Genomic DNA, 22,618 nt, shown 5'->3' with positions numbered 1-22,618 from the left:
ACGACAACCGGATTCGGCCAAAAAAAGAGGAACAAATGTTCCAGGAATTTATTGACAACCGAGAGAAATAGCGCTATAGTGGGTTCAACATAGTGATTGGAAGCGGGAGAAGCACCCTGCAGGAAAGGCGTCATGCCTTACTTGCGGGGTGCTTTTTTTGTCCATTTATTATGAATTTTGATGATTTGGGGGAGAGATGAAGATGTCGTATGTAAAAGTTTTATGGAAAAACAGCTTGTTGACGGTTTTATGCTGTACGGTCGCGTTGTTCATGCTGGGTCCGGCCAAGGCGGACGCCGCATCGGACAGTGCTTGGGACGCCGCTTTGCAGAGTATAGGCGTGCTTCATGACAGCTATAAGGCGCTGGAAGAGGCCAATAAGCTGAAGAAGCAGCAGATTCAAGTGCTCCGGAAACAGAATGATGACCGGTTAAAGTCTGTCAATGCGAAGGTGCAGGGGATCGACAAAGCCAAGATCGACAAGCTGAAATCCGAAGCCGATCAGGCTCAGAAGAAATATCAGCCGCTGCTCAATGAATATACAGACCTTGGGAAGAAGGCGGCGGATGCGAGAAAACGCAAAGACCAGAAGGCCGCGCTTCAGTACGATCTGAAGCGCAACCAGATCAAGGCCTCGGCCAGTGCGGCCCGTGCGGAAATCAAGAGCCGTAAGGATGCGCTCGCTGCCGCCAAGAAGGAAGCCTCGGCCAAAGCCAAGGCGGTGAAGGATACGTTGGCGCAAGTCCAAACGTTAAAGAAGCAGGTAACTGCCGAGAATAAGAAGATTACGGCAGCGAACAGCACCCGAAGCGCGTCGGACAAACGGTATAAAGCGGCAGTCAAGCTCGGGAACGCGATCACAGCCACAGCTGAGCTGACCGTGATGTATAAGGAGCTTGGTAAAATCAGTGCTTCCCTCAATCAAATTTACCAATGGGAGAAGCAGATCGATTCCGTCATCCGGACAGCGGAAACGAAACTCCCTAAGTCTTGAAGGACAAGCGTGATATTTCCTAGTAAAGTACGTTTTGCCAAGGGGGATTACTCCTTTTTCTCCGGTTCGGTTGCTGCGGCCGGCTGCCATAGGATAACATGCCGGGTTTTGCTCCATTTTTCATAGAACAGTTGCGGCTCCTTCTTGAATACGCAGATGACGACATGAATAAAAAAGACGGTATTCATGGCGAACACAATGAGTCCCAGGATCATGCGAAGGATCGGCGGAACGGTGTCAAGGGAGCCGGCCAGAACCCGATTGGCTCCAAAAAACAGCCAGTAGAGCATTCCATATCGAACCACAAGCGATTTAAGGGAGATTCGCTCCCCTTCATCGGCCAAACGGATGCGGACAAGCCATTTGCCGGGAGTCAGACCTCCAGTCAGCCAAGGTATCAGCATGAAATACAGTCCGGTCGCAACCCAGAAGGAAGCCGGTATATGCAGGATATGCAGAATACCAAGCAGGATTGCCCAGACGATACCGTCCGCCATAAAGGCAATTCCCCGCCGCGTATAGGTCACCCGTTTGGCTGCCCGGTCGATATTGGCATCCAAATGCTCAATGCGGGGAAGAAGGCCGGATAACCATTCGGCTGCCAAGAATCCAAGCAAACCGCCGAGCGTGTTAGTGATCAGGTCATCGACGTCAAATACCCGGTACGGGTGATCGTAGAACCCGAATATTCCGGTGAGCTGGGTCGTCTCAAACAGCAGCGACAGCAAAAACGACAGCAGAATGGAAAGTTTCCATCCCGTCCGGAAATAATAACGGAGGATCATACCGAACGGAACGGTAAGAAACACGTTGAACACCACTTGAAGGAAGGCGCGTTCCGTAAGCAGCCGCAGGTACGTCGAGGGCTGCGATGACACGACGGACGTTTCTTTCAGGATGTCGTGAATGAAATTCAGCGGCACCAGCTGAAGCGCCCCTCCGGCCATGGCCGGATTGTGCCGGGAAGACGGCAGCGGAAGGATGACCAGAAACAGTGCATTGAGCAGGTACAGCAGGAACAGGTACAGCACAAACGCCCTGATTTTATGGATATAACCGTGTCTGCGGTATTGGACGACCATGAAGGGAATGGTAAAAAATAGTGCCGCAAAGGGAAAAGACAGAAATGCATATGAGATTGGAAATACATACGAATGAAACACGACTAAACTGCACCGCCTTAATTTCTTTATGGTTTCTTTCGGCCTTGCCATCGGCTGAATGTACATCATAGCATAAGTATGATCGGTTTCTGGTTAAATTTTGTTTAAAAATCATAAAGAATCGTGAAGCAAATGCAGAAAATTCGGCTAAATTTCTATCAGGATGCTTAAGCAAAATGTTATACTTGAACTTATGGTTTTTGTTCTAATACAACAAGATTCAGCAGGAGGATATTTGATGTCACAACCAGATGGGGTTTCATTGCAGAAAAAATTAAAACCAAGGCATATCAGTTTGATGGCCATGGGCGGAGTCATCGGCACCGGCATCTTCAAAGGCAGTGCCGAAACGATCGGTCTCGCCGGACCGGGCGTCATTATCTCTTACGTCTTCGCCGGGATGCTGCTGCTCGTCGTCATGGGAGCCATGGCGGAAATGGCTACGGTTTACCCGGGTAAAAACATGAAGGACTTCGTCCGTGAGGCCTTTGGCGAGAGAGTGTCCTTTATTATGGGGTGGATGTACTGCTTCCTATGGCTTTCCGTGTGCGTCATTGAGATTATAGCGGCCGGCAGCTTTTTGCAGTATTGGTTTCCCGGGGTACCGTTATGGTTGCTTAGTCTAGCCAGCGCGGCCTTCATTATTCTGATTAATCTGATGAGCGTGGGAAGCTTCGGCGAGTTCGAATTTTGGCTGGCGGGGATCAAAATCGCCATGATTATTGTCTTTATCGTTTTAGGGACATGCTTGATCTTCGGGATCATTCCGAGCGGCAACACGCCGTATCTGCATAACTACTCGGCGGCCGGAGGATTTCTGCCCAACGGATGGACGTCCATCTTTTCCGCTTTGCTGGTGGTCATGTTTTCCTACGGGGGCTCGGAACTAATCGGTTTGACATTGACGGAAACGGAAAACAGCGAAAAGGTGCTGCCCAAAGTGGTACGCAATTTTATTTTGCGGATCATATTATTTTTCACGCTGCCGATCCTCGTGATATGCGGGCTGATTCCCTGGAACCAGCTCGGCCCCGAGTCGAGTCCGTTTGTCCAGGTACTGACCGCGACCGGCTTGTCCGGGGCGGCGGATCTCATGAATTTTATTCTGGTTACAGCAGTGCTGTCCGCAGCCAACTCGGGAATTTACGGAGCTTCACGCATGCTCCACTCCATGGCTGCAGCCGGCGAAGCATCGCCGGCTCTTGCCCGCACGAACCGGAGGGGTATCCCGGTAAATACGCTGTTATTGTGTGCTGTGATTCTGATATTGGGATCCATGCTGGGCATGTTTGCGCAGGATCAGTTGTTCCGCGTGTTAATGGCTGTTCCGGGATTTTGCGTCCTGCTGGTCTGGATCTGCATCTCCCTGGCACAAATCAAGCTGCGGAAGTCGTATCCGGTGGAGCCATCCTTTAAGGTTTGGGGGTACCCGTATGTTACTTCTGCCGTCGTGGCCTGCTTGGCGGTAATCGCGGCCATGTTTTTATTCGATGCGCAGAACCGGCTTAGTATCGGCGTATGCATTGCCGTACTTATCGTGCTGGTTATCTGGTCCATGATCCGGTTTTCCAGGACTGGAGGACGAAGCAAGTAAGCGAAACAAAGCGAAAGAAAGCGAATGATGTGCTTATGAAGCGGTTTGGATTGTCTTGTATGACCCATCCCATTTGATATTTTTATCAAGACTATCGAATTTATTGAAACCTGAAGCTGCCTCCGTCCGTCTAAGATGGTAATGGAGGTGCAGCATGAAGAATACGATTAAAATCAGTTCGATTCTGCTGGCGCTGGCTATAGCTGTTGCGGTAACCGCATGCAGTGACAAACAGGAAACGGCGCCGGGTACGCCAGACCGCGTGGATGAGCAGAACAATCCGTCAACCCAGCCCGGGAATGCTGAACAGGTACCGTCCGTGAAGGAAGGAACCGGAACGTATACCGGCCAGGCTGATCCGCATACGGTGGAAATTGTGGTTGACGGCAAGCCTACTGCTTTTCAGCTGGGTGACGGGCTGGATCAAGCGGTAGCCGATTTACAGGAGCAGGACCAAGTGCAATTCAAATACGAAGAAAAGGCTATTGAAGGCGAGGATACATTAAAGCAGCTCGTACTGACCGAAATTAAAAAATCGGACAGCGTGCAAGGAGCAGGCGAAAGCGGCGAAGACGGCACATCCGGCAAGGATTCATCTTCCAGTGCTTCGGCCGGCGGTCAATCTGATTCAGGAGACTCTAAATCATCCGCAAGCAGCGACAGTGTCAGTAAGCGCCCTGCCGAGGGCAAGCTGGAAGTCACCTTGGAAGGCAACGACGAAGTGCGGCCCGCCAAGCTTGTTCAGGCTGAAGGGTACTCGCTGTATATTCCCGAACAGTTTTCATTTGATGCGGGCAAGCATCTGCTGTATATGAATGTTGATCACGAGTACTCGGTCCGTATTGAGAAGCTGCCTGCAGATTTCAATTTGGACCAGCTGGAGTCGCAGGGTAAGGAAGAGCTCAAGCCGCATGGCGAAATCAAGAAGCTTGGGGCGGCAGACCTTACCGGTCCGATGAAGGATGCGCTTATTTTTTTGACGGCATTCGATTCCTCGGGAACCCATGAATATATCGTGAAGGAGCTTGACGGCAGTGGATTTGTTTTTCATGTCACACAGCCGCAGAGGGAAGCTTCCGAAGGTTTTGGACCGCTCGCGTTTGCAGCGCTGAATTCGATCGAAAACGAATAGCTTCAAGCTGAAATTACCGTTATCTGCACAGGGAATTTGCATGAATAAGAAGAGAAAAACCGCCATCTGGCGGTTTTTTTCGCTTACGGTTTATTGTTGCCGGCAGAACGCCGGGAACCGGCTGACCCAGGCCACGCAGTGCGAATAACAAGCTCTGCGATGAGAAGCAGCAAAGGAATCGTAATAAACACGCTGATCCGGTAGCTGACCGAGTAAGGACTTCCGGCAAGCGTGCGGATCGTCCACGTGAGGACGTGGACAACCAGGTTTGTAAAGCAGAATGCATAGCTGCGAGCCATCCACTTCCGGTGGCTGGCCATTTGCTTTTTCCGGATCTGAATTACAGCGATCACCGTGAATGCCGGCCATAGCATCGTTAACAGGTTAAACGCAATGCTGACCGACCTTCCTCCCGTGGCGACCGGTGCCATATAACCTGAGGTGAGGCCAACCAGCATGACACAGATGACATATAAATATCCGTTGAACCGGTGGAATTTTACGTGTCTGACCCGGATCCGTGCTGCGAAGTTGACGGCTCCGCAGATCATGGCCAAGCAGGCCAATATGGCATGAATCCTCATGGCGATCAGCCACAGTTTAGGGTTCAGGGGGTGGTTCAGGTCCGTTTTGAAGCCGAGAAATGCCGAGGCCTGGGGATCCTGAATGATCTGTACATAGGCGACGTATAAAATAAAGGTGATCACAACGATTAGCATCAGGGCATAATAGCGCTTGCTTTTTGACATGGCAAAATACTCCGCTCCATTTGGAGATAATGTTCGAACCGCGGCAGCACCGTGGTGGCCGAACTTCGTTCGGAAATTTATGCTATAGGAAAACGGCTTTGCTTGCAACGCATGTTTGGTGTCGTTTTTGTGACGAAATGGATTTTATTAGAAAAATAATATTTGACAGATGAGTACAGAATTAAGTAAGCTAAGAATCAATCCAATCAAACCTACGAAAGGGATGCCTAAACATGAGTAAAAGCGGTAGACCCCGTGAGTTCAAAGACACAGCCGTCATCGATGCCGCTGTGGAGGTGTTTTGGTCACAGGGATACGGGTCCTGCTCAACAGACGATTTATGCAAGGAAACCGGTCTCGGCAGAGGAAGCTTGTACAATGCCTTTGGCAGCAAGCATGAGCTGTACGAACAGGCGCTGATCCGGTACCATCAGGTGGGGATCGAGACCCAATTGGACATTCTGCGCAAAGACGCTCCGGTGAAGGAGCGGCTGCGGGAGCTGCTGGAATGGGAAATCCGGGAGGGCTCGACAGCCAAGGACCGTGGATGTTTGCTTATTAACGCGTCGGTAGAGCGGGGAAAGTCTGACCCGACTGTTGAGCGGATCTTCAAACAGCATGTGGCGCTGCTGGAGCAGGCTCTCGAGGAAACGATTCGCGAAGGGCAGTCCGTCGGCGAAATTTCTCGTGAACGGGATACATCGGAGCTGACGGCTCTGTTCCTCAGCTGCTGTTATGGCCTGCGTGTGATTTATCCGGGGACCATGAACCGTGCATTGGCCCAGCAGATTATTGACGGCACGCTTGCGGCCATTTTTTAGCAGAATCCCTGGGAGTCAGAGATATATTTAATCTATCATCTAGTCTATCTAAATCATTGTTTGCTGTTGTGTTCGTATTCGAGCTGCCGCTTTGCGCTGTACGATGTTCACGCGATGGACGCGGCTGTGCTTTTTGAATAATTTTGTACTAGTGGTTACAAAAGTGAGGCGTAAAATGAGCCGCAAAGTTATAACCATTGAAAAATGGAGGTGAGGCACAAGTAAAGACGGGAGCAAGGTGGAGATATAGAGAACACACAGAGGAAATACAGTGAGGATAAAGATGAGATTCCGAGGAGCTTTCGAGTAGATTCCTAAGAGTTGTAGAGGAGATGCAGAGATAAATATAAAGAAAATACAGAGGAGGATTCCCAGGTGAAATGCCTGTGTCTAATTTTGTACTGAATGTTACAAAATAATAAATAAAGGAGCTGTTTACATTGCCGCTTGCGATTTATGTACTGGGATTGATGATTTTTTCCATGACGACTTCCGAATTTATGGTGGCGGGGATCATGCCGTCCCTATCAGAGGAGTTTGGCGTATCTGTCGCCGCCATCGGATATCTGATATCCGCTTATGCTGCGGGGATGATTATCGGCGGGCCTCTGTTGACAGTCGGATTGTTAAAAGTGCCGCGCAAAAAAGCCTTTCTGGCATTGTCCGCCGTGTTTCTGATTGGGCAGACGCTGGGAGCGCTCGCGCCGAACTATGAACTTATGATGGCTGCCCGGATTATTACCGGGGTTGCCTCGTCGGCCTGCTTCGGCGTGTCCATCGCAATTGCACTCACCTTGGTTCGTCCGGAAGCAAGCGGCCGTGCCGCCTCGATCGTCCTTGGCGGATTGATGGTCGCAACCGCCGTCGGGCTGCCCGCCGCCATGCTGTTCGACCAGTATCTCGGCTGGCGGGCGAGCTTCTGGGCCGTCGTTGTCCTTGTGCTGGTCTCGGGAACGATGGGGCTCCTGCTGATTCCGAAATCGCCTAAAGAGGAATCGCAATCGATCAGCCTCCGCGGGGAACTTGCGGCATTCAACAATCGGCATTTATGGGCAGCCTTCGCAACCAGCATGCTGATCATTGGGGCGACGTTTGCGGCATTCAGTTACTTTTCACCGATACTTACTGATGTAGCGGGCTTCAGCGCATCCATGGTGCCGCTTCTGCTCGGGGTTTACGGGGTGGCAACGGTCATCGGCAACACCATCACCGGCAGACTGGCCGACCGGTACATGATGCCGATTATGACCATCGGCCTAGTCGTACTTACGGGCGCGCTGATCATGTTCGGCCTATTTGCCGCACACCAGGTCGTTGCGGTTATCGCCGTCATTGTGATCGGCCTGGTCGGGGTCTCCATGAATCCTCCCATGGTGACCCGAGTGGCCAGAGCTTCGAACGGTGGCTCGCTCGTCAATACGTTCCACGTCTCGGTCGTCAATTTCGGCATTGTCGTCGGTTCCACCATTGGCGGGCTCACGATCGATCATGGCTACGGCCTGGCATCACCGTTGTGGGTTGGTGCGGTTCTGGCCGTGCTTGGCCTGCTGTCGCTGGTTCCATATTTGAAAAAGACCCCGGCTCCAGCTGATTCCGCAGCGGTTCCGGAAAAAACCTGTGCGTAAGCGTGAAGAACTGGTCCGGTTACGTTGTCTGAGCCTGCAGGTTCCTGCTTCCATCGTTCCTAACGGCTTCAGCCATTTCCATTTATGTCATGAACGGATACAATAAAGGAAGAGCGAGCACCCGTGATCGTATCTAATTTCATATCCAAAGGAGAACCCGTAATTCATGGCAACGATTCGAGAGCTTCTGACGGAAGCGGATCTGCAGGAGGCCGAGCGCAGGAAGCTTCCCATACGCGTGTTTAAAGATGACCATTTGATCGATTCAGATACGCGGATCATCCGGTTTACCGACTCCACGGTGATTACCCAGTCCGGTGTGAGTGATGTTACTTACCACTCGCGTAAAGAATGCCAATTTTATGAGATCCGCAAATAGATCCGATTACACTGCCCGATAAACGCTTAGGCAGAGCCACCGGTGCTCTGCTCAGGCGTTTGTTTTTTTTGGCATCAACAACCCATAGACCGAAATATATATAGCCATGCCGGAATTGATATTATCTTTCGTCTTCAAGCCGCTATAAGATAAAAGTACCGGTCCGGGTTTACAGGCAGGTTGCAGGATCTGCGGAAATTTATGAATATAGGGAGAGATCTAGAAATGGAACAATCACACTTGAATATTGGAATCATCCTCGGCAGCACTAGGGAAGGGCGGGTCAGCCCGCAGGTCGGAGCATGGCTCAAGGAGCTGGCCGACGGGCGTGGAGATGCGGAGTACCACCTGATCGATTTGGCGGATTATCCGCTGCCGTTCCTCGGACATCCTGGCGGAGAGGACGTCATCCAAAACTGGACCGCGGTCATCGGCAGCATGGACGGATTCGTGTTCGTCACCGGGGAGTATAATCACAGCATTTCCGGTGTACTGAAAAATGCGATCGACCTGGTCCGGGATGAGTGGGGGAATAAAGCGGCAGGCATCGTGAGCTATGGGTCCACTGGAGGCGCCCGGGCGGCCGAGCATCTGCGCGGCATTCTTGGGGAGCTGAACGTGGCGGACGTCCGCATTCACCCTACGCTGTCGCTCTTTACCGATTTCGAAAGCTTTAGAACATTCAAGCCGGCCGAGCTGCATCATAAAAATGTCAACGGCATGCTGGATCAAGTGATTGCCTGGTCCACGGCTTTAAAGACGATTCGGGCATAAATCGATTGGATATGTTGAAAAACGCACGGAGGAAGCGATTGGACGCTGCCTGAGTGCGTTTTTTTGCTGTATACCCGAGGGTTAAAGGAATTCGCCGCGATCAGGTGGTCATGGAGTATGGGGTGCCGGGAACACAAAGATCTACTTGTATGCGAACGGTTTACAGCTGATTCTGGGGAATAGTGGACAACTAAGATGGGCTCACGGCGACTTCCTGACCAATTCGATAAAATCGCCGAGTGCCCGGGAGATCCACTTCTTCGGATGGGTCATCAGCTGCAGGCTGAGCCGCAGATCAGGATGGTTGAAGGGAAGCGGGGCGAGCAGCCCTCTGCGGATTTCATCGTCTGCCGCCATGCGGGGCAAGAGGGAGATTCCTGATCCCGCCATGACGCAGCGTTTGATCGCTTCGGGGTTTCCCAGCTCCAAGCCAAGCCGGCATGGGATTCCATGCTGCTTCAGAAGCTTCTCCAGCATCACCCGGTAATTACAGGTTTCTTCCGGCAGAATCCACTCGGCATCGTACAGATCCTGAAGACGGATGATCTCTCGATCTGCTAGTGGATGTCCCGGCCCTGCAATGAGAACGAGCGGTTCCTCGCGGACCGTCTGCCAGTGAAGCGCCGGATCCTCCGGTTCGTTATCGAGAATGAGGCCGATGTCCAAATCTCCCTCTTTGACCCTCTGGACGAGAAGGTCCTCCCGGTCCGTCCATAATCGGATGGACAATCCTTCGTACTGCTTGCGCAGCTGCTGGATCAGCGGGGGGAGAAAGTAAGCGGCGAGGGAATCCATCGTTCCGACGGAGATCGTGCCGCCTCCCTCGGTCCGAAGCTTCTCCTTCGATTCATCGAACAAATCAAGCATTTGTACCGTAAGCTTAAGCAGCTCTTCCCCGGTGGAGGTCAGCCGAACCCCCTTGCCGTAACGTTCAAACAGCTGCGTATCGTATGCTTTCTCCAGCTTCTGAATCTGCGCCGTTACACTCGACTGCGCATATCCCAGCTCTTCGGCCGCCCGGGTAAAGCTTTTGCGGTGCGCGACCTCGCGAAAGGTATGAAAGTACGTTAGGTCCATACTATTCATCTCCATGGTATCAATATTATCGATGATGCTCATCAACTATTATAGATAACACTGATAATAATTCCTATGCTAAATTAGAGGCACAACCTATAGAGGAGGTCATCAAAAATGATCGGAAGAGATGAACTGCATGGCGTTTTGGTTCCTGTGGTCACGCCATTTTTGCCAAGCGGAGAGCTTGATTTGGCATCGTACACCCGTTACGTGGAAAAGCTGGCTGAGCATCATATCAACGGCTTGATCATAAACGGGACGACTGGAGAGGCCCCGACGGTACGCTGGGACGAAGTCGTACAGCTCACCCGGGCCACGCAGCAGATTTTGAAAGAAAAGCAGCGAAGCATCCCGGTGATCATCGGAACGGGAACCAACGACACGTTGACGACCGTGCAGCGGACGGAGCAGGCCGCCGCCTTGGGGGCGGATGCCGTCCTCGTTGTGGTTCCCTATTACAGTAAACCGTCGCAGGAAGGGATCATCGAGCATTTTCGCCGGGAGACGGAAGTCGGGGTACCGGTTATAGCTTATGAGATCCCTGCCCGTACTGGGGTCCGCTTAACAATGCATACAGCCAAAACCATTATGGAGATGGAAGATGTGATTGGTATGAAAGACAGCTCCGACGGCCTGGAACTGGTTACCGAGTTGACTCGTCAAGATGCGGGGGCGGTGTTATGCGGTGACGATCTGTACTACCATGCCAAGCTCAGCCAAGGGGCGAGCGGGGGGATTCTGGCTTCGGCCAACTTGTACACAGATATCTTTATTGAGGTCCATAACCTGGTGCAAAAGGGGAGGGTCATGGAAGGCAAACGATCTTTTGACCGTGTCGTCCCGCTTATCCGCAAACTGTTCCAGGAACCGAATCCCGCTCCGATAAAATGGGTGCTGGCTAATCAGGGTGTGATTGCTTCCGATCACCTTCGGCTGCCGATGACACGGATATCCCAGCCGCTCCAGAATGAATTGGCCCAACTGCTGACAGGCATCGAAGCAGCGCATAACTAATTCCACGGACGTTAGCGAGAAGGCGGCCTCCATCCTTCAAAGGAAGGGCGATGGCCGCTCTCATGCTTCCCGTATCAGACGCCCGATTCCAGATCCAAACGCCAGTCATTGCAGTGCATAAAGCTGCCTTTCGGGTATTCAAAATCACATTCACCCATGAAAGCGAAGCCGAGCTTCCGGCAAATCGCATTGGAACCCGGGTTATCCACGGACGGAAAAGCGTGCATAAATCGGTGCTTCTTCTGCTGTTTCGCCTGCTCGATCACGGCTGCTGTCGCGGCCGATGCAATGCCCCGCTGTTGAAAGGAAGGCAGGACGCCCCAGCCGATCTCATAAATGGTAGATCCCTGCCAACCACTCTCCCAAAATCCCGCATTGCCTATTGGCACCGGATGATCTGCCAGCCATATGCTATACATGCAGCCGCTCCCGAGGGACTGAACCTCAACATATCGCTTATGGCGCTTCTCAACCTGCTCGTCACTTTCCGGGCCGCCCAGATGTTCCAGCATCTCTGGAACATTCAAACGATAGAGCAGCTCCAAATGTAAATGGTCTTCCGACCAGGGCCTGATCTGTACTTGCAAACCCGCCGTATGATTTCCCATGGATGGTTATCCTCCTCAAATATAATAATGGATGAACCTCGGAATAAGAACTTGTGTTCCTACTATATATCAAATAAATGGAAGTGTCATGTTTTTTTTATGCAAGCTTTACGTTTCGGCCTCTTGTTGGCTCTGAGCGATCAAATCTCAGCCGGCATCCCTGTGAGATCGAATACCCAGTGACGGGCAGAAAGACCTGTTTTGCGGATGCGTCCAAGGTCCCGTGTGCTTTGAAGGCAGGATCCCATATAATTGAAGGGAGCGCCTCCTTCATCAGGAACCCGGCTGGTTTTCGGGGAAGGGCTTTTTTTGTTGCATTCATGATCCACCGCCCATCATCGGGTAAAAGTCAACAAGAATGCTTTATACGGGATCAATGGGTGTCCAGCGATGAATGTATGGTGACTATCAAGAGGATGGTGAAGGAAATGAACCATCTATGGAAGGGAGGTGATAACGATGAGTACGATTCACATGCTGGTCGGCATTCCAGGCAGCGGTAAAAGCTTCTATGCCAAAAATTTGTGCAAGCGTGAGCGGGCCGTGGCGGTTTCGACCGACTCCATCCGGGAGCGGCTGTTCGGCAGCGAGTCCAGGCAAAAGAACACGTATCTGGTGTTTGACGAGGCTTTTGCCGAAATAGACCGTCTGCTTGGGGAGGGCCGCAGTGTCGTATTTGACGCAACCAACGTGAGCCGCGACCGCCGTGTAAAGTTTCTGAAGAAATTCAAGGATGTGCCCGTCGAAGGCCATGTGTGCGATACGCCTTATGCGACGGCCAGGCAGAGGGCGGGAACGCGCAAACGCCGGATCGACGACGCAGTGCTGACGAAATTTGCCAAAAACTTCGAGTTTCCGGTCATGGCCGAAGGGTTCCAAGCGCTGCATATCGTGCACAGCTCAGAGGATGTGAAGCTGGACAGAATCCAATTGGAAAAACTGCTCGCAGAACGTCCAGGTCACGATGAGCTTTTTGCCTATTTAAGCGCCTGCCCGCATTTTTCCGTCATGCTTGGGTACGACCAGGAGAATCCCTATCACTCCAAAACCTTGTCTGAGCACACCTACGCCGTGCTTGCTTATATCAATGCGCAGTACGAAGGGGATGACCTGCTGGCGATGCAGTATGCGGCGCTGTTTCACGATGCGGGCAAACCGTTCTGTAAGGTATGGAAGGAAACCCGCGGCTATTACTCCTATTTCGGCCACGAGCATGTCTCTGCGGCCATTGCCTGTCATGTACTGAAGGAGCTCGGATATGATGAGGCATTTGTGTTGAAGGTTGTGCATATGGTCAGCTTTCATATGGAAATTCTTCACGGGGGAGACGCAGGAGCGTCAAACATTTATCATTTGCTTGGCGGGGATCTGCTGGCCCGGTTGTATTTTTTCGCGGAAGCGGACACGAACGGCAAATAAAGAGGTGGTTTCATGAAAATCAAATATCCGAAAACGATGCATCTTCCCTGGTCACGAGGATACACCGATGATGACAAAATTTTGCGCAGCACGGACCATTTCGTGGGGAAAGAAGTGGTGATCACCGAGAAAATGGACGGCGAGAACACCACGATGTACCCGGATTTCATTCACGCGAGATCGCTGGACAGCAAGGATCATCCTTCCCGGCATTACGTCAAGACGCTGCACGGCGGCATCAGGTACTTGATTCCGGAAGGGTATCGTCTCTGTGGGGAAAATGTGTACGCCAAGCATTCGCTCGCTTACGATGCGCTGCCTGGATACTTTATGCTGTTCTCGGTGTGGAATGAGCAGAACCTGTGCCTATCCTGGGATGAGACGGTAGTTTGGGCGGATCGGCTTGGAATACCTACGGTGCCGCTGCTGTACAGGGGCATTTGGGACGAAGAAGCAGCCAAACGGTGCTACACGAAAAAGTCCTGCTGCGGCGGGGAACAGGAAGGGTATGTGGTGAGGCTGGCATCGTCTTTTCCTTACGAGCAGTTCAGGCAAAGCCTGGCCAAATTCGTGCGGAACAATCATGTCCAAACGGATGAGCACTGGCTTAGCAGACCGGTCGAGCCGAACGGACTCCAACCGTGAAGTTGCTGAAGCAGGGGGCAGACAATGTGAGCTGGTGAGCTTTAAGTACAGAGTCTAAGCATGATCTAGATTACTTTAGCAGATTGCAGTTATAAGCTATATTTGTTGTTCATAGAAAGATGAAATGGATATGGAAGGTGGAGTTGGTCATGTAATTCTCAAGCAGCAGTACCCACATCGGAGTAAATTGACGGGTCTTGAAATTATATTTTTTTGAGCTTTAGCTTTGAATACATAATAGTTTTACAGATGAGTAAAAAATGCGATAACGAACATTAATCTTGGAGGGAACGGTATGCCGGGACGTGCAGGAGTTGCGCTGTATCATACGGAACGGATTGGGGCGATGCAGGCTTTTGCCGCCGGGGAGGCTTTTTTTGAGAAGATCGAAACGGCTGTAACAGGGACGAGTTACTATGAGCTTTTGGAGCACGGAGATCATGAAGGCGATCACGATCTGGTGGAAACTTCCCCGGAGCAATTACGGGCGAAAATCGGCACTGGAGAGGCTGCAGCCTTCTGGATGTATAGCCAGCAGCGCGGAGCTTTGCCATGGGACACTGCTTTTACTTATCATACGAGCGGATACGGCAGTTTCCCGCATATCGCCTCTTTTTGCGACAGCCCTCTGGAAGACACATATTCCGTTCTTAAAGAATGGCTGCGCCATATGGCAGAACAGTTTACCTTTCCTTATGCAATCATATACGAGGCGAGAAAAATGACGGATGCGATGAGCTACGCCACAGGGGACAACGGAAAAACCGCATTCCCTTATGAGAAAGCGTTTGCCTTCAACAAGGAGACCCCCGGCTTATATGGTGGACAAGCCCGCTATACCGGCAGCAAGCTGAGAATGGTGTACCCTGCCAATGTACTGAACGGCGAGCATCTCAGCATCGGAATCGCGGGTACGAATCTGGAAAACTGGATACAGAGCTGCCATGATCATGGTATACTTTACCGGGTGGGCGAAGAACGATGGATGTGGGAAGTCGACCCAGCGAAACTTGAACAGGTGAATCAAATCTGTGGAGAGGCGGGTGCCTTGATCGCCTGGCAGCCCCGGCAGACGAAGAAACCGCGGCGCAAGCTGCCTTAATCGCATCGGCCGCACTCATTTACATTTCATCAGGATCCGGAGGATGGTATGTCACGACCTTTATTCCCGCGCTTAAAAGGAAACAGCAGGGGTTGTCTCGCCTTTGAGCCTTTTTTTCTCATTCCGTACAGCATGGTCAGCACTTACGCGACGCTGTATATGTACGAGCTTGGCATCGCCGAGACCAGCATCGGCTGGATCACTACGATCGGCCTGATCGTTCAGGTGTTTTCATCGTTTATCAGCGGGTATTTGACCGACCGGATGGGCCGCAAATCGGCCATCCTATATTTTGACCTGTTCAGCTGGAGCTTGGCCACCATCCTGTGGGCGGTTTCGCACAATGTGTGGTTCTTCCTCACGGCGGCGCTCGTCAACGGGTTTCAGCGTGTGCCGCATACCGCGTTTTACTGCTTGATCGTCGAGGATACGAAGCCCGCCGACCGGACTTACGTCTTTACGCTGCTGCAGATTATTAGCGTGATCGGGGGTCTGTTCGCTCCGCTCGGCGGACTGCTGGTCGATCATTACGGCCTTGTGTCCGGCACGCGCATCATGTATGTACTTGCGTTCCTGATGATGACGTTTCAGTTCGTGGGGCGGCATCTAACGACGCGCGAAACCGAAATCGGCCAGAGAAAGATGCGGGAGACCCGCGATCTCGGGCTGAAGGAAAGCCTGATCGATTATGGCGGGGCGATTCGCGACATTATAACGAGCAAGTCGCTCATGCTGATCTTTAGCGTATACATTTTGTTCAACTTCCAGGCCACGATGAAAACGACGTATCTGTCGCTGTACATGGCGGATTACCTGCATGTGGGCAGCGGACTGATTTCCCTGTTCCCGGCGGTGTCCTCCATCATTATGCTGCTGACGCTGTGGCTGCTGATGCCAAAAATTCCGGAGCACGCGGCGAACCGCTCAATGATGGCCGGTTTCATTCTGTCGGTCGCTTCAAACGTCATGCTGGTGCTGTGGCCGACGTCGAACCTGATCTGGATCGGGCTCAGCACGATTTTGGCCGCCGTAGGGCTGATGATCAGCTCGCCCTATTTGGAGGCAGCCGTGCAGAACGCGATCGACGATGACAAACGGGCAAAAGTGTTCTCCATGCTGTCCGTGCTGATCTTACTGCTTACGTCTCCGGCAGGCATTATCGGCGGTTGGGCGTACAAGCTCGATCCGCGGATTCCCGTCTGGCTTGTGGCGACTGCGTTCGCCGGCGCCGTTTTTCTGATGATGCTGCATCAGCGGCGGGAGAAGAGCCAAGATACGCAGGCCGCTCTCCGGCAATAAGACTAACATAACAAAGATCCCCTGCCGTATGTTCGGCAAAGGGATCTTTTTTGAAGAGATCAGAAAGTATAAGTTTCGGAGGCTCCGCTTCCTGATCTCGCAAGAAAAACTTCCTTTAGACGCGGTCTGTCTTCTATGAAGGTACGTCGATAGACGTTTTTCTTATTCGTTATGAAAAGCACCTAAGGTGCAGTAATATTCGCAGTCGGTTATTTGGACGGTTGTGGCGATACCAAAATTTTGACTTGGCTTTTCTCTTTCAGCAGCGCCTCAAAACCCTGTTCGACGATCTCGCTTAAAGCAATGCGCTTCGTAACGAGCTTATCGGCCGCGAAATAGCCCTGCTGCATCAGGCTGATTACAGCCGGGAACACGTCCCGGTAACCGATGATGCCGGCGATATTGCGTTCCTGCATGACGATCTGGTTCGGATGGATCGGGGCTTCCCGTTCGAAAATGCTGACAATCATAATTTGACCGCTGATTTTCGTCGATTGAATCGCTTGGTTCAGGACAGCCGGGACGCCTGTAACTTCATAGGCAACATCCGCTCCGCCTTCGGTAAGGCGATGGATTTCTTGGACGACGTCCACGTCGGCAGGGTTGAGCGCGATGGCCCCCAGCTCCTGCGCCTTGCTCCGCCGCTCAGGCGATAGTTCCACGGCGTAGATTTCCGCAGCACCCGACGCTTTCAGCGCTTCGATGACAAGCAGGCCGATCGGCCCCGCCCCGAATACGACCGCGCGGTCGCCTACCTTGAAGCGGCTGGAACGGACGGCGTACAGGGCAACTGCCGACGGCTCGACCAAAGCGCCCTGCTCGTAGGAGACACTGTCCGGAATATGATGAACCATATGCTCATCGGCCGCCACGTATTCGGAGAAACCGCCCCCGCCGCCGGCGAGTCCCAGGAAGCCCATTTTTTCGCAAAGGTTATATTTTCCCTGCTTGCAGGCAGTACAGTGTCCGCAGGCGAACACAGGCTCCACGACGACCCGGTCGCCGGCTTTGAAGCGGGTCACGCCTTCGCCGACTTCCACAACCTGGCCGGAAAATTCATGTCCCATCACGACCGGGGCTTTCTCACCGGTTAATGGATGAGGCGCACCTTCCGGAATGAATATCGGCCCGGCGGCGTATTCATGCAGGTCGCTTCCGCAGATGCCGCACCATTCCACCTTGATTTTGACCTTACCTTGGAGGGCCGAAGGCTCCTCAATCGTTTCCACGCGCAAATCTTTCACGCCATGCCATCTCAATGCTTGCATGAATCCGTCATCTCCCTATCAGGCAGTAAATAATATGGTGAGCGATATATCGAAAAATAGGAAACGTTTCCGATCCATATGATGTCACATTCTATTCTGCGTGTCAAATCATTTTTTAGGGCTATAGCGGGCGTTTTTAACCTAGGTGCGAATGGGAGATTTACATGTCTATGTATAGAAATAAGCTGAATTTATGCGTTGATTTCAGCGTCTGACGGCTAAGCTGAGGCATCGGTAAGGCGGGGTATGCTATAATATATACTGAAAAAGAAAAAAATGTCTTCCGGATAGGAAACGATTCCGAAGTGAGAGGGATTAATTCGCATGTCCAACAAGAAAAAGGTGACCATTGAGGACGTCGCCAAGCAGGCGGGCGTCGGCATCGCCACCGTCTCCAGGGCGCTCAACAACAGCGGGGGAATCAGCGAAAAGACGAAGGCGAGGATCATGCAGGTAATCGATGAAATGGGCTTTGTCCCCAACACGTCGGCCCAAAGCCTCAAAATCCGCCAAACCCACCAGATCGCGCTTGCGGTGCCGGACATCCGCAACGCGATCATTCCGGATATCGCCTGGTCGGTAGAGCAAGCCGCCAAGCAGCATGGATACCGGGTGGTGCAGATTAATACGCTTGGCAACGCCCGTCTGGAGCTGGAGACGCTGCGGGAGATCAAGAAGCTTCATGTGGACGGCCTCGTACTGATGCCGCTGGCGTATCCCAAGCAGCTGGAAAGCCTGATCAACCAGGCCAGCATCCCGGTATCCGTCATCAATTACGGCAAGAAGCTCAGCCCGGATCTAAAGGCGGATATCGTGGGGCTCGCCCGCCAGGAAGGAAGGCTGGTCATGGAGCATCTGCTTCAGATCGGACGGGCACGGATTGCTTACGCAGGCGCGCCCAAGGACAAAATTGAAGAACGTTACCTGGCATACGAACAGTCGCTTAGGCATGTCGATGCTTCGCTGGTTTATTTCGGGGAAGATTTTTCGTTTGAGACCGGACGCCAGGCGGCCGATTATTTTTACAGCCTGAAACATATGCCGGACGCGATCTACGCTGTCAACGACATGGTGGCGATCGGGATCGTCAACCGCTTCAAGGAGCTTGGTATCCGGGTACCGCAGGATGTGGCGGTGGTCGGCATCGACAACAACTTGTGGGCGACCGTAACCACTCCGCAAATCAGCTCGGTGTCCATCATGGGCAGCGAAGTCGGCCGGCTGGCGGCAGAGCTGCTGCTGAAGCGGATCCAGTCGCACAATCCGCCGGATTATGAGCGGGTGGAGTTTGAGCCGCGTCTCATCGTAAGGGAATCCAGCGTTTCAATGACGCAGTATTCGAATAAATAACATAAGGAAATAAGCTTCGGCACACATGGGAAGGGGACAGGATGATGAACGAAGAAATCGGCGCACCAGGCTGGGACGCCATTGACCAGGAGCTTGAAAGATTATACGGCAGTCAGGAGCCAAAGCATTACGGGACGCTCATTTCGTATGCGCTCGGCGGCCAGGACCCGCTCGACGGAATCAGTGCCTACAAAGCGGAATCGCCGATCCCGCATTGGCATTTTGTCACGTACGGCTTCTCGGAATTGTATGAAAAAGAGTCGGAGGACCAAGAGGTCAGCGGATTCGGCTTTGAGCTGACATTCCGGCTGCAGCGGGATGCCGATGAGGAGGAGCCGCCGGCGTGGGCTTTGAACCTGCTGCAAAATATGGGCAGGTACGTGTTTGGCAGCGGAAACGTGTTCCGTTCGGGCGATTATCTGGATGCCAACGGGCCGATCTGCCTCGGAGCCGACACGCAGCTGACGGCCTTGGCTTTTGCTGAAGATCCGGAGCTGCCCGCGATCCAGACGCCGAATGGCCAGGTCGAGTTTTTGGAGATGACCGGCATTACGGGAGATGAGCTCGAAGCGATGCAGACCTGGAATACGCTCGGCGTTCTCGGGGCTGCCGAGGAGCATATACCCTATTACATAACGGATTTAACCCGCAGCTCCCTGCTGCGCATTCCACCCGTCGCGGAGAAAATCCGGCAGGGCGCGGAAGCGGAAGGATCCAGCACCGGATTCTTATTCGTGGATCAGCTGGCCTGGGAACCGGGAAAGAGCGGTTGGTTCAGCAAGTCGCCTTCCGTTGTAAAAATGGGAGCCAAGCAGGCCGGAATTATTGCCAAGCTGCTGCTAGGCCGGATTTTAAAGGGCCGTTCGCTCACGCTCGTCGGACCGGACACCCGCGTCGTCTTTGAGCCCGGGCAGAAGCCGGAACTGAAAGCCGAAGGAGACGAGGTGCGAATTGCCCTGGACGATCAAGCCGCATCTGAGCTGAGCCGTTCGCTGGCACCGAAGGAAAGCGTCGTTCTGCTGCCTTCTGTGAAGGGGGCCGCTATCCAGATCGTGAAGACGCAGATCAAGGACAGCGAAGGCAATGTAGTCAAAGTCATCGGTTAAGCAGGACCCCGCTCGCGCGGGGCTTGTTTTTGGCATGGCTTAAGAAATTTGGGAGGGGAAACGATTGAACGCGAGCGTACAGCTGTTTTTGGATGAGGTGTGGTCTCTGATTAGCGGGATTTATGAGAAAGAAAGCAAGCGTATCCGTGAGATCAAGGAAGTCAGCAGGCTCCAGGCGGGCATCAAGGATTATCTTGGCGTGGCCTGGAGTACCCGCAAAGCCGGCGACGGATACGGCGTAATCAGCATCGACCTGGACCGGCCCTTTGATTGGACCGACTCCTCGTATCGGCTGAATGCCGGGCCTTACATATGCGATATCACCGACGACCTCATCACCGGCGAGTGGCTTCCCGCATTGCGGACACGGCTTGCGGAAGAGATGAGGGCCGGGACTTACGGCCCCAGGTTTTTCGATTACCGCTTCGAGATCGTGCTCGAAATGGAGAGGGAAGAGGGATTAAGAACGTTCACCGAGGTTTTGATCGATGAGGACAAGCTCGCGGGTCAGAGGCGGGAGCTCGATGCCTTTATCCAGTCCAAAGTTTTGCGGGATCTGCCGGTACGTCCCAAGGAGTTGGATGAGTTCTTCTTTGCCCGTCATCTGCTCAATTCCGATCTGTTTGAACAGCGAGAGGCACAATTAGAGCCGCTGATTGGGCGGCTGGAGGAAAAGCACCGTTCGAACCCGGACCGGCTGCTCGGGTGGGTCTCTCAATATACTTCAGCCTTTCGAGAATGGGCGGAGGAGCATTTTTTGGTCCGTTATTTTGAGCGCACCGGTAGCTTCGGCCAAGACTGGAAGCGCAAAGATGCAGCGGACGGGGTGATTGTGAAAGCGGACGAGCTCGACTTTTTCGTCTATGCCGCGCTGAAGGTCGGCCGCCGGGAGCCCGAGCTCCGGGCACGCTATCTGGAATTAGCCGTCCAGCTGGGCTCGGAGAAGGCGGCTGGCTACATAAAGAACGGCAGCGGGCGCTTCCTGCACCGGTTCGAAGGCACAAAGATCCAGGCAGTGGCCAACGACGTTACGGAAACGATCGACATTCGCCTGCATACGGAGGAAGAGGCCACATACCGGGAAGCGCTGACGTATATAACGGGCCTGCTCTCGGAGGGGTTTCCCAAAGAGTACAAACTAAACTTGAAGAGCCCATCAAAGGACAAGCACTATCTGCCGCTGAATAAGCTGGCTAAATCACAGCTGCACCGTTTTTTTGCCGGCGCGCTCCGGTATCCTGGCCTGCATTCGCTGATTGCCGGGTATGCCGAAACAGCCATGGAGGAATTTGCTTGGTATAAGGATGTGGAACCCGGGGAGAAGTCGGTCATGCCGGGAACCTATGCCGTTCTGGGATTAGGCCTCGTGAGCACGGAATATTTTCCGCTGCTGCGCCGGTACATGGAAATAGTTGATACGGAGCACCAATCCGCTCAGGACGGGTACGCCGAAGCTTTTATCGAAGCCCATGGGCTGACCCCCGACCGGATGCCGGTGCTTGTGGCGATTCTGCTTGGAGGAAGCGATTCAGCCAAGCCGGTGAAATCCTTCGTTATTAATACACCGGATCTGGCGGACGCTCTGCTGAGTGAGCTGGAGTCCAAAGAGGATTATGAGCGGGAAACGGTGCTGTACCGGATTTTCGGAACACGCGCCAAGCTGGCGCAGTCCGCGAGAAAAGAGACTTCTCCGATGAAAGAAAAGCTGGAGCGGTTGCTGGCATGGCATCCGTGAGTCCAGTCAATACATGAGAAAGGGGGACGATCATTTGGAATGGACGGAGGCCAGCAAGAGCAAGGAGCTGGAGAGGGTCCGGGCGGCGGTGGATCAGCTGGACCCGAACGAGCGGGACGCCCGCGGAAGAACGCCGCTGATGCTTTTTATCACCAACCGGATGCCTATGGACGGCATGAAGCTGCTGCTCGAGAAAAACGTCGACCTGGAAGCGGAAGACAAGCTGGGCGATACGGCGCTCAAAAAAGCGGTGAAGTTCAAGCAGCCGGAGACGGTCAAGCTTCTGATCGCGAATGGCGCTCAGCTGAATTCCCCGCACGACATCCTGGGGACGGCCTGGCAGGCGGCAAGAATGGACAAGGCCATGGCCGATTTGCTTGCTGATACGGACGGGGCGGTCCGCCTCACGTTGAACGATGAGGAGCAGAGGATCGTCGACGGTATTTTGTATGAGGAGTCGCTGGATGAGGTCACCTGCCGGATCCGTGGGTTGTCCTCGCCGGTGCTCCTTCATGCCGTGGTGGATGGCTACAACTGGGACGATGGCCCCGATCCGATGATCGCTGTCCTGGAAAATCCGGAGTGCGCCGAGATCACAATGCTGGATATGTATGAGCTGCTGGATGCCGATTACTGGCTTGGTATGGATGAAGCCGAAGCGGCAGCCTCGGAAGAAGGCCGGAAATGGCGCTGGCTTGCCGAAAGCCTGAAAGAGAAAGTAGGCGCGAGGCTCGTTTGATTCTTGGGGTGGGACCCAGGCT

The 22,618-nt window shown here is 53.1% G+C and carries 21 protein-coding genes; 16 read left to right on the top strand and 5 right to left on the bottom strand.

Annotated features, from left to right (window positions below; all coding sequences use genetic code 11):
• Positions 1–202 precede the first annotated feature (202 nt).
• On the top strand, positions 203–994 hold the full coding sequence (locus K2F33_RS27405) for a hypothetical protein (protein ID WP_116231042.1): 792 nt from the start codon (positions 203–205) through the stop codon (positions 992–994).
• 47 nt (positions 995–1,041) lie between these two features.
• Here the strand turns inward: K2F33_RS27405 and K2F33_RS27400 are convergent, their stop codons facing one another.
• Positions 1,042–2,157, bottom strand: a complete 1,116-nt coding sequence (locus K2F33_RS27400; RefSeq protein WP_163873040.1) for a VanZ family protein — start codon at positions 2,155–2,157, stop codon at positions 1,042–1,044.
• Positions 2,158–2,395: 238 nt separating this feature from the next.
• Between K2F33_RS27400 and K2F33_RS27395 the strand changes: the two genes are divergently transcribed.
• Together K2F33_RS27395 and K2F33_RS27390 are read left to right on the top strand one after the other, a co-directional pair.
• Positions 2,396–3,751, top strand: coding sequence for an amino acid permease (locus K2F33_RS27395; RefSeq protein ID WP_116231040.1), 1,356 nt, complete (start codon positions 2,396–2,398; stop codon positions 3,749–3,751).
• A gap of 154 nt (positions 3,752–3,905) precedes the next feature.
• Positions 3,906–4,883 (top strand): hypothetical protein, encoded by a 978-nt coding sequence (locus K2F33_RS27390; RefSeq protein WP_116231039.1) that lies wholly within the window; start codon positions 3,906–3,908, stop codon positions 4,881–4,883.
• Positions 4,884–4,966: 83 nt separating this feature from the next.
• Here the strand turns inward: K2F33_RS27390 and K2F33_RS27385 are convergent, their stop codons facing one another.
• Positions 4,967–5,632 (bottom strand): DUF2306 domain-containing protein, encoded by a 666-nt coding sequence (locus K2F33_RS27385; protein ID WP_163873046.1) that lies wholly within the window; start codon positions 5,630–5,632, stop codon positions 4,967–4,969.
• A 233-nt stretch (positions 5,633–5,865) separates the two neighbouring features.
• On the opposite strand from K2F33_RS27385, the gene K2F33_RS27380 reads away from it, so the two are divergent.
• From K2F33_RS27380 to K2F33_RS27365, 4 genes are all read left to right on the top strand, one after another.
• Positions 5,866–6,453, top strand: coding sequence for a TetR/AcrR family transcriptional regulator (locus K2F33_RS27380; protein ID WP_116231037.1), 588 nt, complete (start codon positions 5,866–5,868; stop codon positions 6,451–6,453).
• Between the two features lie 440 nt (positions 6,454–6,893).
• Positions 6,894–8,078 carry an MFS transporter gene (locus K2F33_RS27375; protein ID WP_163873049.1) on the top strand — a complete coding sequence of 395 codons (1,185 nt, stop codon included), beginning with the start codon at positions 6,894–6,896 and terminating at the stop codon, positions 8,076–8,078.
• Between the two features lie 166 nt (positions 8,079–8,244).
• Entirely contained in the window at positions 8,245–8,457 is a 213-nt protein-coding gene (locus tag K2F33_RS27370; RefSeq protein ID WP_076167490.1) for a hypothetical protein, read from the top strand.
• Positions 8,458–8,682: 225 nt separating this feature from the next.
• Positions 8,683–9,231: an NADPH-dependent FMN reductase gene (locus tag K2F33_RS27365; protein WP_163873052.1), complete on the top strand. Its 549-nt coding sequence runs from the start codon at positions 8,683–8,685 to the stop codon at positions 9,229–9,231.
• 201 nt (positions 9,232–9,432) lie between these two features.
• Here the strand turns inward: K2F33_RS27365 and K2F33_RS27360 are convergent, their stop codons facing one another.
• On the bottom strand, positions 9,433–10,308 hold the full coding sequence (locus K2F33_RS27360) for a LysR family transcriptional regulator (RefSeq protein WP_263880049.1): 876 nt from the start codon (positions 10,306–10,308) through the stop codon (positions 9,433–9,435).
• A 117-nt stretch (positions 10,309–10,425) separates the two neighbouring features.
• Here K2F33_RS27360 and dapA point away from each other — a divergent pair, with 117 nt between their 5' ends.
• The gene (dapA, locus tag K2F33_RS27355; protein WP_263880047.1) at positions 10,426–11,325 is read left to right on the top strand and encodes a 4-hydroxy-tetrahydrodipicolinate synthase; all 900 of its coding nucleotides are present in this window, start codon (positions 10,426–10,428) and stop codon (positions 11,323–11,325) included.
• A gap of 74 nt (positions 11,326–11,399) precedes the next feature.
• Here the strand turns inward: dapA and K2F33_RS27350 are convergent, their stop codons facing one another.
• Positions 11,400–11,933 carry a GNAT family N-acetyltransferase gene (locus K2F33_RS27350; protein WP_163873061.1) on the bottom strand — a complete coding sequence of 178 codons (534 nt, stop codon included), beginning with the start codon at positions 11,931–11,933 and terminating at the stop codon, positions 11,400–11,402.
• A gap of 459 nt (positions 11,934–12,392) precedes the next feature.
• Here K2F33_RS27350 and K2F33_RS27345 point away from each other — a divergent pair, with 459 nt between their 5' ends.
• From K2F33_RS27345 to K2F33_RS27330, 4 genes are all read left to right on the top strand, one after another.
• Entirely contained in the window at positions 12,393–13,352 is a 960-nt protein-coding gene (locus K2F33_RS27345; protein WP_263880044.1) for an AAA family ATPase, read from the top strand.
• A 12-nt stretch (positions 13,353–13,364) separates the two neighbouring features.
• Positions 13,365–13,997 (top strand): RNA ligase family protein, encoded by a 633-nt coding sequence (locus tag K2F33_RS27340; protein ID WP_089546717.1) that lies wholly within the window; start codon positions 13,365–13,367, stop codon positions 13,995–13,997.
• 295 nt (positions 13,998–14,292) lie between these two features.
• A complete protein-coding gene (locus tag K2F33_RS27335; RefSeq protein ID WP_263880041.1) occupies positions 14,293–15,099 on the top strand; it encodes a hypothetical protein in 807 nt (268 codons plus the stop codon).
• Between the two features lie 48 nt (positions 15,100–15,147).
• Complete coding sequence (locus tag K2F33_RS27330) at positions 15,148–16,398, top strand: MFS transporter (protein WP_263880039.1); 1,251 nt, start codon at positions 15,148–15,150, stop codon at positions 16,396–16,398.
• Between the two features lie 209 nt (positions 16,399–16,607).
• Here K2F33_RS27330 and K2F33_RS27325 read toward each other — a convergent pair whose 3' ends face one another.
• Positions 16,608–17,666 (bottom strand): 2,3-butanediol dehydrogenase, encoded by a 1,059-nt coding sequence (locus tag K2F33_RS27325; RefSeq protein WP_263880037.1) that lies wholly within the window; start codon positions 17,664–17,666, stop codon positions 16,608–16,610.
• A 324-nt stretch (positions 17,667–17,990) separates the two neighbouring features.
• Between K2F33_RS27325 and K2F33_RS27320 the strand changes: the two genes are divergently transcribed.
• From K2F33_RS27320 to K2F33_RS27305, 4 genes are all read left to right on the top strand, one after another.
• Positions 17,991–19,016: a LacI family DNA-binding transcriptional regulator gene (locus tag K2F33_RS27320; protein ID WP_076167468.1), complete on the top strand. Its 1,026-nt coding sequence runs from the start codon at positions 17,991–17,993 to the stop codon at positions 19,014–19,016.
• Between the two features lie 44 nt (positions 19,017–19,060).
• Entirely contained in the window at positions 19,061–20,122 is a 1,062-nt protein-coding gene (locus K2F33_RS27315; RefSeq protein ID WP_263882461.1) for a suppressor of fused domain protein, read from the top strand.
• Between the two features lie 64 nt (positions 20,123–20,186).
• Positions 20,187–21,857: a DUF6138 family protein gene (locus K2F33_RS27310; protein ID WP_263880035.1), complete on the top strand. Its 1,671-nt coding sequence runs from the start codon at positions 20,187–20,189 to the stop codon at positions 21,855–21,857.
• 34 nt (positions 21,858–21,891) lie between these two features.
• Positions 21,892–22,596 (top strand): DUF4274 domain-containing protein, encoded by a 705-nt coding sequence (locus K2F33_RS27305; RefSeq protein ID WP_263880034.1) that lies wholly within the window; start codon positions 21,892–21,894, stop codon positions 22,594–22,596.
• Positions 22,597–22,618 lie beyond the last annotated feature (22 nt).

This window comes from Paenibacillus sp. PSB04 (assembly GCF_025809195.1).
GTDB lineage: Bacteria > Bacillota > Bacilli > Paenibacillales > Paenibacillaceae > Paenibacillus_AQ > Paenibacillus_AQ favisporus.
This window is presented reverse-complemented; position numbering and strand designations above follow the sequence as displayed.